This is a genomic window from Pseudomonas sp. SWRI22 (assembly GCF_014268395.2).
Lineage (GTDB): Bacteria > Pseudomonadota > Gammaproteobacteria > Pseudomonadales > Pseudomonadaceae > Aquipseudomonas > Aquipseudomonas paracarnis.
Window position 1 is genome coordinate 1,205,405 of record NZ_JABWQK020000001.1, and the last position, 13,662, is coordinate 1,219,066.

At 61.4% G+C, this 13,662-nt stretch carries 15 protein-coding genes; 7 read left to right on the top strand and 8 right to left on the bottom strand.

The annotated features are described in order from the left end of the window. Window positions 1-27: 27 nt before the first annotated feature. Entirely contained in the window at window positions 28-1,002 is a 975-nt protein-coding gene (gene cysK / locus HU730_RS05115; RefSeq protein ID WP_186526614.1) for a cysteine synthase A, read from the bottom strand. Window positions 1,003-1,129: 127 nt separating this feature from the next. Between cysK and HU730_RS05120 the strand changes: the two genes are divergently transcribed. From HU730_RS05120 to HU730_RS05130, 3 genes are all read left to right on the top strand, one after another. Then, window positions 1,130-2,206 (top strand): DUF748 domain-containing protein, encoded by a 1,077-nt coding sequence (locus HU730_RS05120; RefSeq protein ID WP_186526613.1) that lies wholly within the window; start codon window positions 1,130-1,132, stop codon window positions 2,204-2,206. Between the two features lie 213 nt (window positions 2,207-2,419). After that, window positions 2,420-3,265, top strand: coding sequence for a MoxR family ATPase (locus HU730_RS05125; RefSeq protein ID WP_003189627.1), 846 nt, complete (start codon window positions 2,420-2,422; stop codon window positions 3,263-3,265). Continuing rightward, window positions 3,265-4,443, top strand: coding sequence for a VWA domain-containing protein (locus HU730_RS05130; protein WP_003189625.1), 1,179 nt, complete (start codon window positions 3,265-3,267; stop codon window positions 4,441-4,443). The genes HU730_RS05125 and HU730_RS05130 overlap by 1 nt, the downstream gene beginning before the upstream one ends. 108 nt (window positions 4,444-4,551) lie before the next feature. Here HU730_RS05130 and HU730_RS05135 read toward each other — a convergent pair whose 3' ends face one another. From HU730_RS05135 to HU730_RS05145, 3 genes are read right to left on the bottom strand one after another with little or no spacing between them, the layout of a single operon-like run. Further along, window positions 4,552-5,466 (bottom strand): biotin-dependent carboxyltransferase family protein, encoded by a 915-nt coding sequence (locus HU730_RS05135; protein ID WP_186526612.1) that lies wholly within the window; start codon window positions 5,464-5,466, stop codon window positions 4,552-4,554. Beyond that, window positions 5,463-6,167, bottom strand: a complete 705-nt coding sequence (locus tag HU730_RS05140) for an allophanate hydrolase subunit 1 (RefSeq protein ID WP_186526611.1) — start codon at window positions 6,165-6,167, stop codon at window positions 5,463-5,465. The genes HU730_RS05135 and HU730_RS05140 overlap by 4 nt, the downstream gene beginning before the upstream one ends. Continuing rightward, window positions 6,164-6,904: a 5-oxoprolinase subunit PxpA gene (locus tag HU730_RS05145; RefSeq protein ID WP_034126630.1), complete on the bottom strand. Its 741-nt coding sequence runs from the start codon at window positions 6,902-6,904 to the stop codon at window positions 6,164-6,166. The genes HU730_RS05140 and HU730_RS05145 overlap by 4 nt, the downstream gene beginning before the upstream one ends. 175 nt (window positions 6,905-7,079) lie before the next feature. Between HU730_RS05145 and HU730_RS05150 the strand changes: the two genes are divergently transcribed. Continuing rightward, window positions 7,080-8,000: a LysR family transcriptional regulator gene (locus HU730_RS05150; protein WP_186526610.1), complete on the top strand. Its 921-nt coding sequence runs from the start codon at window positions 7,080-7,082 to the stop codon at window positions 7,998-8,000. A gap of 114 nt (window positions 8,001-8,114) precedes the next feature. On the opposite strand, the gene HU730_RS05155 is transcribed toward HU730_RS05150, so the two are convergent. From HU730_RS05155 to HU730_RS05165, 3 genes are read right to left on the bottom strand one after another with little or no spacing between them, the layout of a single operon-like run. Continuing rightward, window positions 8,115-8,657: a DUF2937 family protein gene (locus HU730_RS05155; protein WP_034126628.1), complete on the bottom strand. Its 543-nt coding sequence runs from the start codon at window positions 8,655-8,657 to the stop codon at window positions 8,115-8,117. A gap of 10 nt (window positions 8,658-8,667) precedes the next feature. Then, window positions 8,668-9,444 carry a class II glutamine amidotransferase gene (locus HU730_RS05160; RefSeq protein ID WP_003189615.1) on the bottom strand — a complete coding sequence of 259 codons (777 nt, stop codon included), beginning with the start codon at window positions 9,442-9,444 and terminating at the stop codon, window positions 8,668-8,670. Window positions 9,445-9,474: 30 nt separating this feature from the next. Further along, window positions 9,475-10,002 carry a hypothetical protein gene (locus HU730_RS05165; RefSeq protein ID WP_034126627.1) on the bottom strand — a complete coding sequence of 176 codons (528 nt, stop codon included), beginning with the start codon at window positions 10,000-10,002 and terminating at the stop codon, window positions 9,475-9,477. A gap of 24 nt (window positions 10,003-10,026) precedes the next feature. Here HU730_RS05165 and HU730_RS05170 point away from each other — a divergent pair, with 24 nt between their 5' ends. Beyond that, window positions 10,027-12,069, top strand: coding sequence for a S9 family peptidase (locus HU730_RS05170; protein ID WP_186526609.1), 2,043 nt, complete (start codon window positions 10,027-10,029; stop codon window positions 12,067-12,069). Here HU730_RS05170 and HU730_RS05175 read toward each other — a convergent pair. Continuing rightward, window positions 12,066-12,347 (bottom strand): hypothetical protein, encoded by a 282-nt coding sequence (locus HU730_RS05175; protein WP_034126625.1) that lies wholly within the window; start codon window positions 12,345-12,347, stop codon window positions 12,066-12,068. The genes HU730_RS05170 and HU730_RS05175 overlap by 4 nt on opposite strands. 78 nt (window positions 12,348-12,425) lie before the next feature. Between HU730_RS05175 and HU730_RS05180 the strand changes: the two genes are divergently transcribed. Both HU730_RS05180 and HU730_RS05185 read left to right on the top strand, forming a co-directional pair. After that, window positions 12,426-13,112, top strand: a complete 687-nt coding sequence (locus HU730_RS05180) for a hypothetical protein (RefSeq protein ID WP_034126624.1) — start codon at window positions 12,426-12,428, stop codon at window positions 13,110-13,112. An 89-nt stretch (window positions 13,113-13,201) separates the two neighbouring features. Next, complete coding sequence (locus HU730_RS05185; protein WP_186526608.1) at window positions 13,202-13,576, top strand: YajD family HNH nuclease; 375 nt, start codon at window positions 13,202-13,204, stop codon at window positions 13,574-13,576. The last annotated feature ends 86 nt before the right edge of the window (window positions 13,577-13,662 follow it).

The window sequence follows — 13,662 nt, forward strand, 5'->3', positions numbered from 1 at the left end:
TCCCTCGCCACAGGGTTGCCCTTAAGATCAGGCCTGGTTTTCCTGCTCGGTAAACAAATCGCTGAACAACATGCTCGACAGGTAGCGCTCACCGGAGTCCGGCAAGATCACCACAATAGTCTTGCCCTGCATCTCCGGCTTCTCGGCCAGGCGCACGGCCGCGGCCATGGCGGCGCCACAGGAGATCCCGCACAAGATGCCTTCTTCCAGCATCAAGCGTCGGGCCATGGCTTTGGACTCCTCGTCGGTCGCCAGCTCCACGCGGTCGACCATCGACAGGTCGAGGTTTTTCGGCACGAATCCGGCGCCGATACCCTGGATCTTGTGGGGGCTGGGTTTGATCTCTTCACCCGCCAAGGCCTGGGTGATCACCGGGGAAACCATGGGTTCCACGGCCACCGACAGAATCGGCTTGCCCGCCGTGTTCTTGATATAGCGTGATACTCCGGTGATCGTGCCGCCGGTCCCCACGCCTGCCACCAGCACGTCCACGGCGCCATCGGTGTCGTTCCAGATTTCCGGGCCGGTGGTTTTCTCGTGGATCGCAGGGTTTGCCGGGTTATCGAACTGGGCCGGCATAAAGTAGGTGGCCGGGGCGCTGGCGACGATCTCGGCAGCCTTGTCGATGGCGCCCTTCATGCCCTTGGCCGGCTCGGTCAGCACCAGTTCGGCGCCCAGAGCCTTGAGCACTTTACGGCGCTCAAGGCTCATGGACGACGGCATGGTCAGCAGCAATTTGTAGCCACGGGCGGCGGCGACAAACGCCAGGCCGATACCGGTGTTGCCCGAAGTCGGCTCGACAATGGTCATGCCCGGCTTGAGCTTGCCGCTGCTTTCTGCATCCCAGACCATGCTGGCGCCAATGCGACACTTGACCGAATAACTCGGGTTGCGCCCTTCGATCTTGGCCAGGATCGTCACGCCACGCGGTGCGATGCGGTTGATCTGAACCAGAGGCGTATTACCGATGGAGTGCGCGTTGTCTGCGAAGATGCGGCTCATGACGATTCCTGTTGTCGAGACTTTGGGAAAGGCCCCAAGGGTATGCCTCGTGCTCCCAAGCGTCCAGAAGGAGGAACGTTGCGACGATCAGAACAGTCAATCCCCTACAAGCTAGGAGAACTGCCCAATGAAACGTCGCTACAGTTGGCCGTTAGGGACAATCGCCGCTCTGGTGCTGGTCCTGATTGCCGTGCACATCGCGCTGCCCTACCTGGTGCGCAACTACCTGAACGACAAACTCGCCAACATGGGCGATTACCGTGGCGAGATTGCCGATGTGGACCTTGCGCTATGGCGCGGCGCATACCGGATCAACGGCCTGCAAATCGTCAAGGTGGACGGCAAGGTCCCGGTGCCGTTCGTCAAGGCGCCGCTGATCGAGTTCGCAGTGAGCTGGCATTCGCTGTGGTACGACCATGCCGTCGTGGCCGAAGGACATTTTGTGCGCCCGCAGATCAACTTCGTCGACGGCGGGGCCAACAAACAGGCGTCCCAGACCGGTAAGGGCACCGACTGGCAGGAACAACTGCGCAAGCTGCTGCCGATTACCCTCAATGAAGTGCGCATCGAAGACGGCGAGATCGCCTTCCATAACTTCAGCTCCAAGCCTCAGGTGAATATCAACGCCACCGGGGTCAACGCCAGCTTCTATAACCTGACCAATGTGGTGGATGTCAAAGGCAAGCGCGATGCACGCTTTGAAGGCAAGGCACTGCTGCAAGGCCAGGCGCCCCTAGAAGCCAACGCCACCTTTGACCCGCTGAGCGATTTCGAAGAGTTCGAGTTCCGCTTCCGCGCCCGCGACCTGCAACTCAAACGCATGAACGACTTTGCATCGGCCTATGGCAAGTTCGACTTCAAGGCAGGCACGGGTGATGTGGTGATCGAAGCCCAGGCTGAAAATGGCCAGCTCACCGGCTACATCAAGCCACTGCTGCGTGATGTGGAGGTGTTCGACTGGCAACAAGACGTTGAAAACCAGGACAAGAATATCTTCCGTTCGATCTGGGAAGCCGTGGTGGGCGCCAGCGAAACCGTGCTGAAAAACCAGCGTAAAAACCAGTTCGCCACCCGTGTGGAGCTGAGCGGTAGCGTGCATCAGCAAAATATCAGTGCGTTTTCTGCGGTGATCGCGATTCTGCGCAATGGGTTCATCCAGGCCTTCAATGCTCGTTACGAACAGCCCAAGCCTAGCGCTGATTAACCCTGTGGGAGCTGGCTTGCCTGCGATGGCGGTGGGTCAGCCAACTCATCTGTCACTGATACACCGTCATCGCAGGCAAGCCAGCTCCCACACTTCCTGCATGGGCCAGGGCTGATGTGACCCGCCATTCAGAGACTGAATGCCCCGTCTGCGTTCACAGTCGCCGGGGCTGCGCGGTATAGTCAGGCCATTGATGAATTCGAGGAATGACCGATGAAGTTCGAAGGCACCCAGGCCTATGTGGCTACCGATGACCTGAAACTGGCCGTCAACGCCGCCATCACCCTGGAGCGGCCGCTGCTGGTCAAGGGCGAACCGGGCACCGGCAAGACCATGCTTGCCGAGCAACTGGCCGAATCCTTCGGTGCCAGGTTGATCACCTGGCACATCAAGTCCACCACCAAGGCGCACCAGGGCCTGTACGAGTACGACGCGGTCAGCCGCCTGCGCGACTCCCAACTGGGCGTGGACAAGGTGCACGACGTGCGCAACTACCTGAAGAAGGGCAAGCTGTGGGAAGCCTTCGAGTCCGAAGAGCGGGTGATCCTGTTGATCGATGAAATCGACAAGGCCGACATCGAGTTCCCCAACGACCTGCTGCAAGAACTCGACAAGATGGAGTTCTACGTCTACGAAATCGATGAGACCATCAAAGCTAAGAAGCGCCCGATCATCATCATTACCTCCAACAACGAAAAAGAGCTGCCGGACGCGTTCCTGCGCCGCTGCTTCTTCCACTACATCGCCTTCCCCGACCGTACCACACTGCAAAAGATCGTGGATGTGCACTACCCGGACATCAAGAAAGACCTGGTCAGCGAAGCGCTGGACGTGTTCTTCGATGTGCGCAAGGTGCCGGGCCTGAAGAAAAAACCGTCCACCTCCGAGCTGGTCGACTGGCTCAAGCTGCTGATGGCCGACAATATTGGCGAAGCAGTGCTGCGCGAGCGCGACCCGACCAAGGCCATCCCTCCCCTGGCTGGCGCCCTGGTGAAGAACGAGCAAGACGTGCAGTTGCTGGAGCGTCTGGCGTTCATGAGCCGTCGCGGTAATCGCTGATGCTGCTCAACCTGTTCAACGAAATGCGTGCCGCCAAGGTACCGGTGTCGGTGCGCGAGCTGCTCGACCTGATCAACGCGCTCAAACAGCGCGTGACCTTCGCCGACATGGACGAGTTCTACTACTTGGCACGGGCGATCCTGGTCAAGGACGAGCGGCACTTCGACAAGTTCGACCGGGCCTTCGGCGCCTATTTCAACGGCCTGGAAAAGCTCGACGACCACCTGCAGGCGCTGATCCCCGAAGAATGGCTACGCAAGGAATTCGAACGTTCCTTGAGCGATGAGGAACGCGCGCAGATCCAGTCCCTGGGTGGCCTCGACAAGCTGATCGAGGAGTTCAAGAAACGCCTGGAAGAACAGAAAGAACGCCACGCCGGTGGCAACAAGTGGATCGGCACCGGCGGCACCAGCCCCTTTGGTTCTGGCGGCTACAACCCTGAAGGCATTCGCGTCGGTGACGCCGGCAAGCGTCAGGGCAAGGCGGTGAAAGTCTGGGACCAGCGCGAGTACAAGAACCTCGACGACCAGGTGGAACTGGGCACGCGCAACATCAAGATCGCCCTGCGCCGCCTGCGCAAGTTTGCCCGCCAGGGCGCGGCCGAAGAGCTGGATATCGACGGCACCATTGACCACACCGCCCGCGATGCCGGCTTGCTGAATATCCAGATGCGCCCCGAACGGCGTAACACTATCAAGCTGTTGCTGCTGTTCGACATCGGCGGCTCGATGGATGCCCACGTGAAGATCTGCGAAGAGCTGTTCTCCGCGTGCAAGACCGAGTTCAAGCACCTGGAGTACTTCTATTTCCATAACTTTGTGTACGAGTCGGTGTGGAAGAACAACCAGCGTCGCACCTCGGAGCGCACGTCCACCCAGGATCTGCTGCACAAATACGGCGCCGACTACAAAGTGATCTTTATCGGCGATGCGGCCATGGCGCCCTATGAAATCACTCAGGCCGGCGGCAGCGTCGAGCATTGGAACGAGGAGCCGGGGTATGTGTGGATGCAGCGCTTCATGGCCAAGTACAAGAAGCTGATCTGGATTAACCCCTACCCAAAAGACACTTGGGGCTATACAGCGTCGACGGGGATTGTTCGCGAGTTGGTGGAGGATCAGATGTACCCGCTGACGCTGCGCGGGTTGGAAGAAGGTATGCGCTTTCTCTCGAAATAGGCGGTGTTTTGACCGGCCTCATCGCAGGCAAGCCAGCGCCCACATGTTGACTGCATTTCAAAGTTGGAATGCATTCCTCTGTGGGAGCTGGCTTGCCTGCGATGCTTTTTAGCGATCGGCAAACTGCTGCAAAAACTTGATGTGCTGCCGATGCGCAGCCTCCTGCACCACCGGTGCCAACCGCACCTTCTCCCCCGGCAGACACTGCGCCAGCCGCGCCAAGGATAAAGGTGTCAACGCGCCCAACCGCGGGTAACCGCCGATCGTCTGCCGGTCATTGAGCAACACAATCGGCTGCCCATCCGGGGGCACCTGGATCGCGCCCAACGGTATCCCTTCGGAAATCAACGACGGCCCCTGATACTGCAACGGCGTGCCGAGCAAACGCACGCCCATGCGGTCGGCACGGCTGTCCAGAGACCATTCGGCGTTGAAGGCATCAAACAGACTCTGCCCGCTGAACTGGCCTATCTGCGCGCCGATGATCACGTCCAGTGATGCAGCGGATTGCACATCCGGGTTGACCAGCACCTTCATTGCACCGCCCGTACCGGAATACGCCAACCGCCCGCCTTCGGCCAAGGCCTTGCCGAAACCGTCCACGCCGCCCAACGCTTCGCGCACGACCGTGGCACAACTGCCCAGTACCGCCTGCGCATCAAAGCCACCGGGCGCGGCCAGATAAGCGCGTGCCCCATTGAACGGCTGGGTGAAGCGCAGTCGCTGGCCCTTTTGCAGAATAAAACTGCGACCGGGGCTTATCGCCCGCTCATCGACATAGGCGCCCAGGTCCGCACCGGCCAAGGCCAGCAGGCAATAATCCTCGGCCTGTACGGTAAAGCCCCCCAGGGTAATTTCCACCACCGGGGCATCCAGGGCATTGCCCAAAAGCCAGTTGGCCCAGGACATCGACACCCAATCCAGCGCGCCGCCCTGGGTCACGCCCAGATGACGCACGCCGAATCGCCCGCCGTCCTGCAACAGGCACAGCGGCGTGCTGGCCTCGATGATCAAGCGGCTCATGCCTGCGCCTCCAGCGGCGTGTCGTCGCCACCCAAGTGGATGAATTGCGCGTGGCTGACCGCTTCGAAGCGCACCGTGTCGCCGGGCTGCATCAGGCTGTAGCCGTCGCGCTCACGGTCGAACAGTTTGGCCGGGGTGCGGCCGATCAGGTTCCAGCCGCCTGGGGACACCACCGGGTAAGCGGCGGTCTGCCGTTCGGCGATACCGACACTGCCAGCGGCCACGCGTTTGCGCGGCGTGTTGAGGCGTGGGGTGGCGAGCACTTCGTCCACCAGCCCCATAAAGGCAAACCCAGGGGCAAAGCCCAGGGCGAATACCTGGTACTCGTGGGCGCTGTGGCGGCGGACCACCTCCTCCACGGCCAGCCCGCTGCGCTGGGACAGCAAGGTCAGTTCCGGGCCGACACTCAGGTCGTACCACACTGGCAACACATGGCACTGGCCGCTGCCCTGGGCCTGGGGTTGCAGATCGGTGAGGGCCTGGTCAATCAGCGCCCGGGCCTGGGCCGGGGTTAGCGCAGTGAGATCGTAATGCACCATCAAGGTGGTGTAGGACGGCACCAGGTCCACCAATGCCAAGCCAAAGCCATTGCGCAGGCGCTCGGTAGCCGCGAGCATCCACGGCATGTTGGCTTCGGCGATCACGTCAAACAGGCGCACCATCAGGCAGTCGATCGCCACCACTTCGATGCGTGGGTTCATGCTGTTTTCAACGCTTCACGGATACGCTGCACGGCAGCGACCGAACTGGCGTTGTCGCCATGCACACACAGGGTATTGGCCTGGAGTACCAATGGACTGCCGTCGCTGGCAATCAGCGATTCGCCACGGGAAAGGGTCAGGGCCTGCTGCACAATGGTTTCGCTGTCATGGTGCACCGCGCCGGGCAACTGGCGGGAAACCAGATGGCCCTTGCTGTCATAGGCACGGTCGGCAAAGGCTTCGAACCACAGCGTCACCCCGTATTCATCACCCAACGCTTGGGCCGCGCGGTTATCCCGGGTGGCCAGCAGCATCAGCGGCAGGTCGCCGTAGGCGGCCACGGCCTGGATCACCGCACGCAACTGCGCGGGGTTGGCCATCATGTCGTTGTACATCGCACCATGGGGTTTCACATAGCTGACGCGCCCGCCCTGAGCGCGGCAGATGCCGTCCAGCGCGCCGATCTGATAGTGCAACAGGTCCTGGATTTCCTGCGGCGTGTAGTTCATGGAGCGCCGGCCGAAGCCTTGCAGGTCCTGGTAGGCCGGGTGGGCGCCCACTTGTACGCCGTGCTTGAACGCCAGACTGACGGTCTTGCGCATGATGCTCGGGTCGCCGGCATGGAAACCGCAAGCCACGTTGGCGCAATCAATGAACGGCATGACTTCGGCGTCCAGACCCATGGTCCAGTTGCCAAAGCTTTCGCCGATGTCGCAGTTCAGTAGCAGGCGGCTCACGGTGGTCGCTCCTGTAGGCTTTGTTTTCTTGTAGTGTGGGATTTTTTACGCAGAACTCGCAACTTGTCCTGACACCCCGACGACGCTTATCGTGGAATAGCTCGATTTTTGGCGCTTGCCCGGTGCGACGTCCAACTAATAAAAACCGATCCATGCATAAGAAAAAGTTGATCCCATGAATTTGAAGTTCCTCGAAACCTTCGTCTGGGTGGCCAGGCTCAAGAGCTTTCGCCTGACTGCCGAGAAGCTGTTCACCACCCAGGCCTCGATTTCCAGCCGCATTGCCGTGCTTGAAAGCGAGCTGGGCGTGAAGCTGTTCCTGCGTGACTCGCGAGGCGTGAGCCTGACCCCGGAAGGCTTGAAAGTGCTCGACTATGCCGAGCAAATGATGGTGACCATGCAGGGTTTGAAGCAGTCTCTGGAGACCACCGGCAGCAAGGTCGGGCGCATTCGGATCGGCGCGATGGACACGGTGATCCACACCTGGCTCAGCCCGCTGGTCGCTGAACTGATGAAACTGTTCCCGCTGGTGGAGATCGAGCTGATCGCCGATACCGCGCTGAACCTCAGCGATCAGCTACAAAAAGGCTTTCTTGACCTGATCCTGCAAACCGACCTGCTGCGCCTGGAAACCGTGCGCAGCCTGGAACTGGCCAGCCACCCCATGGCCTGGATCGTGGCCAGCCAGTCGATCTACAACCGCGACTACGCCTCCCTCGCCGAACTGGCCCAGGAGCGCATCATCACCTACTCGAAAAACTCTCACCCGCATCAGGACGTGTTGAGTTTGATGCAGGCCAATGGCGTGGCCGCACCGCGCATGAACTGCGTGAACTCGGTGTCAGCGATTACCCGGTTGCTGCGCGATGGCTTCGGCATCGGCGCACTGCCGCCGGTGCTGGTGAGCGAAGAGCTGGAGCGAGGGGAATTGGTGATGCTGCCCATGGCCCAGCGCCTGCCGAACTTGCAAGTAGTGGTGTCGTGGCGCGTGGGGGTGGAGTTGGTGGAGGAGATTGTGGGGTTGTGCCAGAAAGTCGTCGCCCGCTATGCCGAGCAAGTCGGTGCAGAACGCATGCAACTGCATAAACCCGATTAATCGTTCCCACGCTCTGCGTGGGAACGCAGCCTAGGGCGCTCTGCGCCTCGAAGCGCGACGCGGAGCGTCAGAAAAAGTATTCCCACGCGGAGCGTGGGAACGATCGGTGGGTCGTTAGAGGCCCTTGAGGTCCCGTTCTTCGATGGGCCGGCTCTGGCGCAGGCGCCGGCCGCCCAACACCACCCAGTCGATCAAGCGGTACAGGCACTCGATGCCGAACGACAACAGCATCGCCCCGCCCAGGCCCCAGCCCATGGCTTCAGGCGTCAGCAGAATCTGGTAGCTGTAGCCATTCCAGGTCTCCGAACGGATATCCGGGTCGGCAGCCACCGCCACTTGCAGGGCACGGATGTACCACGGGCCTTGCATGGCCTGGTATTGCTTGTCCAACTCGAGTTGGCGATCGAGCATAGCGCCCAGGCTGCTGGCGTCGCTCTGGAATACCGGGTCATCGCTGGCGCGGTAATGCGCCACCAAGGCTTGCATATCACCGTTGAAAAACTGCTGCGCCGTGGACTCGAAACCGCGCAAGCCGGTCTGGGCCTCGATCAAGTGGGCTTCGACGCGCTTGGCGTAGTCATTGATAAACCCCGGCACCTGCACGCCGACCAACAAGCCAACGGCAAACAGCACCAACCGCAGATAGCTAAGCAACATGCTCGATTCCTTACTCGGTAACGCCCTGGCTGACACATTCACCGCGTCGCCACAGGCTCCATTGGCCCGGTTCGTAGCGGGTCCAGTTTTCGTTGTCGGTCAAGGGTTCGGTGGCGATCACCGTTACCACATCATTGGGGGTAGTTTCGGCCTGAAAATCGACGATCACGTCGACATCTTTCAAGCGCGCCGGGCCAAAAGGCGCACGCCGGGTGATCTGCGCCAGCTTGGTCGAGCAATAGCAGAACAGCCAGTCGCCGTCGCTGAGCAGGCAGTTGAACACGCCCTTGCTGCGGTATTCGGCGCAGGCGGCGATCAGGTCGGGCAGCACCTGTTCGATGTCCACCGGTTCGGGAAAGGCCTCGCGCACGCGGTTGAGCAGGTCGCAGAACGCCGCTTCGCTGTCGGTATCGCCCACAGGGCGGTAGAAGGTGGCGCGGGGGTTGAAGTCCGCCAGTTGGCCGTTGTGGGCAAAACACCAGTTACGCCCCCACAGCTCGCGCACGAACGGATGAGTATTGGCCAGGCTGACCTTGCCCACATTGGCCTGGCGGATATGGCCGATCACCACTTCACTCTTGATGGGGTAACGCTGCACCAGCAACGCGACTTCCGACTCGCTGCTGGCGGCCGGGTCCTGAAACAAGCGCAGGCCACGGCCCTCATAGAAGGCGATGCCCCAGCCGTCGCGGTGCGGGCCAGTACGCCCACCGCGCTGCATCAGTCCGGTAAAGCTGAACACGATATCGGTGGGGACGTTGGCACTCATGCCCAATAATTCACACATGCCAGGGCTCTCGCTGCAGGGCAAACAACGTTAAAGGCGCGGTTCGACCCGCATACCACCGGCAGGCGCCGGACGACGGAACGGTTCGTCGTCTTCCGGCTCGGCGGCCAAGGCCGCATCCGCAGCAGCCTTGCGCTCACGGCGAGCATTGGCGGCGCGCTCGATGGGCCAGCGGATCAGCACAAACACGATGTACAGGGCAAACGCGATCATCGTGTACATGAACAGGTCGGAAATGGCGCGCCAGGCGTTGTTGCCGACTTTGAGCACCAGGTCCAGGGCGGTAATGGCCACGGCCGGCGCAAACTGGGTCTTGACCGGGTCGACAATGGTCGGGCTGAGCAGCAACACCGCCATCAGCAATTGCAGGGGCTCGCGCAGCCAGCGCCAGATCCAGCGGGTCATGCGCCACCACACCAACAGGCAGCCCAAAGCGGCGAAGGCGTAAAGGCCCCAAGCGGTCAGATAGTCGTTCTCGGTCATGGTGTCCATGGCAAGGTTGGCAAACAGGCGGCTATGATAACGGCTTTTGCGTGTCGCGGCTGCAATGCCTGCCACCGTCTGCCAGATAGGGAATTATCCATGCCTATTTCCACCGCACCGATTGCCCGCAAGGCCCCAGGCCCAGACCCGTACGCCTGGCTGCAAGAACGCGACAACCCTGAGGTGCTCGACTACCTCAAGGCCGAAAACGCCTGGCAGGAAGCCCAACTGGCCGATCAGCAAGCGTTGCGCGAGACCCTGTTCGACGAGATCAAGGGCCGCATTCTGGAAACTGACCTGTCCCTGCCCTCCCCTTGGGGCCCCTATCTGTATTACACCCGCACCACCGCCGGCGACGAATACGCCCGCCACTACCGCTGCCGCCGCCCGGCCGATGACAGCAACCAGGTGGACACCAGCAGCGAAGAGCTGTTGCTGGACCCAAACGTGCTGGCCAATGGCGGCTTTTTCTCCCTGGGCGCGTTCAGCATCAGCCCCGATCACCAACGCCTGGCCTACAGCCTCGATACCAGCGGCGAAGAGATTTACACCCTGTTCGTGAAGGAATTGGCGACCGACAAGGTCAGCGAACTGGCGTTCGACAACTGCGATGGCAGCATGACCTGGGCCAATGACAGCCTGACCCTGTTTTTCGGCGAACTGGACGACACCCATCGCCCGCACAAGCTGTATCGCTATCGCCTGGACGGCACCGCCGCGCAGGAAGTCTTCCACGAGCCCGACGGCCGTTTCTTCCTGCATTGCTACCGCTCAAGCTCCGAACGCCAACTGTTGCTGGCCCTGGGCAGCAAGACCACCAGCGAAGTCTGGGTGCTGGACGCCGAGCAACCGCACCTGGCCTTCACCTGCCTGGCGCCACGGGTCGAAGACCACGAATACGATGTCGACCACGGCAAGCGCAATGGCCAGTGGACCTGGTTTATCCGCAGCAACCGCGACGGCATCAACCATGCGCTGTACGTGGCCGCCGACACCGGCACGCCGCCCACCGAAGCCGACTGGCAGAACCTGATCCCCCACAGCGACGAAGTCATGCTCGACGGCGTGAGCCTGAACGCCAACGCCATGACCTTGAGCTTGCGCATCGGTGGCCTGCCGGTTATCGAAGTGCACCCTGAGGATGTGCCGGCCTACCGGGTGCAATTGCCTGACGCCGCCTACAGCCTCTACGTGCAGAACAGCCTGGAGTTCCCCAGCGATAAGATCCGCCTGCGCTATGAGGCCTTGAACCGCCCGGCCCAAGTGCGCCAGCTTGAGCTGGCGACAGGCGCACAGGTCGTGCTCAAGGAAACTCCGGTGCTGGGCGTCTTCAACGCCGACGATTACGTCAGCCAACGCCTGTGGGCCACTTCCGCCGACGGCACTCAGGTACCCATCAGCCTGGTGGTCAAGCGTGACCAGCTCGGCAAGCCGACGCAGCTGTACCTATATGGCTACGGTGCCTACGGCTCAAGCCTGGACCCGTGGTTCTCCCATGCGCGCCTGAGCTTGCTCGACCGTGGCGTGGCGTTTGCCATCGCCCATGTGCGCGGCGGGGGTGAGCTGGGGGAAGCCTGGTATCGCAACGGCAAGCAGGAACACAAGCAGAACACCTTCAGCGACTTTATCGCCTGCGCCGAACATTTGATTGCCGAGGGCCTGACCACCTCCCCACAACTGGCGATCAGCGGCGGAAGTGCCGGCGGCCTGTTGATCGGCGCGGTGCTCAACCAGCGTCCGGAATTGTTCCAGGCGGCAATTGCCGAAGTGCCGTTCGTCGATGTGCTCAATACCATGCTCGACCCGGAACTGCCGCTGACCATCACCGAGTACGACGAGTGGGGCAACCCCGAGGACCCCGAGGTGTACGCGCGCATCAAGGCTTACGCGCCGTACGAGAACGTCAGCGCCCAGGCTTACCCGGCCACGCTGGTGATCGCCGGCTATAACGACAGCCGCGTGCAGTACTGGGAAGCCGCCAAGTGGGTGGCCAAGCTGCGGGATATCAAGACGGACGACAACCTGCTGCTGCTCAAGACCGAGCTGGGTGCCGGCCATGGCGGCATGAGCGGGCGCTATCAGGGCTTACGTGACGTCGCCCTCGAATATGCCTTTGTGTTCAAGGCCCTCGGTCTGGTCTAACCGCCCGGCGTTTTCGGCTTGCTGTCGTTCTGCTGCAGGCCAGGGACCGTCTGGTCCTTGGGCGGCGCCGGCAACACGATGGGCGCCAGCGGCGGCGAGCCATTCTGGGTCTTGGGCGCAACGGGCGGAGTGACTTGCGGGTACAACGTGGGTGTTGGCGTGCCCGGCGCGCCTGGGGTTGGCGTGGGCGCGACCGGTACGGTTTGTAACTCCTGAGCCTGCGCGGTACCCAATGCGAGCGCGCTCAACACAATGACCGTTAGAATGCTGCACTTCATCGATGGCTCCATGGCCTGACCGGAATGCCCTAAGGCTACTCCCAACCGCGCAAGAATGCCCTTCCCAATGAGATTTCCATGAAACGTTTTGTTCTGCTGGACACCACCCCAATCCCCGACAACGGCGGTGCCTTGTGCCTGTTCGAATACGGCGAGGACTTCGTCATCAAGATCCAGGGCGGTGACGGTGGCCAGTTGATGAACACGCGCATGCACGGCTCCGAAGATGCCCTGGCGGAGATTCCCTGCCGCAAAGTGGCCGGACGCCCAGGATCACGGGTGCTGATCGGCGGCCTGGGCATGGGCTTTACCTTGGCCGCGGCGCTCAAGCATTTGGGCAAGAGCGCCGAAGTGGTGGTGGCCGAACTGGTGCCCGGCGTCGTGGAATGGAACCGTGGGCCACTGGGGGAGAAATCCGGACGCCCGCTGCTGGACCCGCGCACCGTGGTCCGCCTGGAAGACGTGGCCAAGGTACTGCAGGCCGAGCCCCAAGGCTTTGATGCGATCATGCTCGACGTCGACAACGGCCCCGAGGGGCTCACGCAAAAAGCTAACAGTTGGCTGTACTCGGCCAGTGGCCTGGCCGCGTGCGCCAAGGCCCTGCGGCCCAAGGGTGTGCTGGCGGTGTGGTCGGCCAGCGCCGACAAGCTGTTCAGTGACAAACTGCGCAAGGCCGGTTTCAAGGCCGAGGAAGTGCAAGTGTTTGCCCATGGCAACAAGGGCACGCGGCATACCATCTGGATTGCAGAGAAGCTCAAGGGCTGATCACGGTTGATTCAATAGCGCCAATCCCCTGTGGGAGCGGCTAGAATCAACCTTGTCCGTGAACCACCCAATAATAGCCAGGAGCCATGATGAGCTCGAATAACCCACCCTCCCACACCGCCAAGCTGGACCGCATCCTCGCCGATGCCCAGCGCGACCGCGAAATGGGCTACCGCGATAAAGCCTTGAAGATGTACCCCCACGTGTGTGGCCGCTGCGCCCGTGAGTTTTCCGGCAAGCGCTTGAGTGAACTGACCGTCCACCACCGCAACCACAACCATGATGACAACCCCCAGGACGGCTCCAACTGGGAGTTGCTGTGCCTGTACTGCCACGACAACGAACACTCGCGCTACACCGACCAGCAATACTTCGGCGAAGGCTCCACCAGCAGCCCGAACATTGCCAAGGCAACGCACAACCCGTTTGCGGCGTTGGCGGGGTTGATGAAAAAAGGCAGCTGAATGCTCCAAGCTGCAAGCCTCAAGAAAAAGCCGCTCGGTTTTTAACTTGCAGCTTGTAGCTTGCAGCTATACTGCTGCCTTTTTCA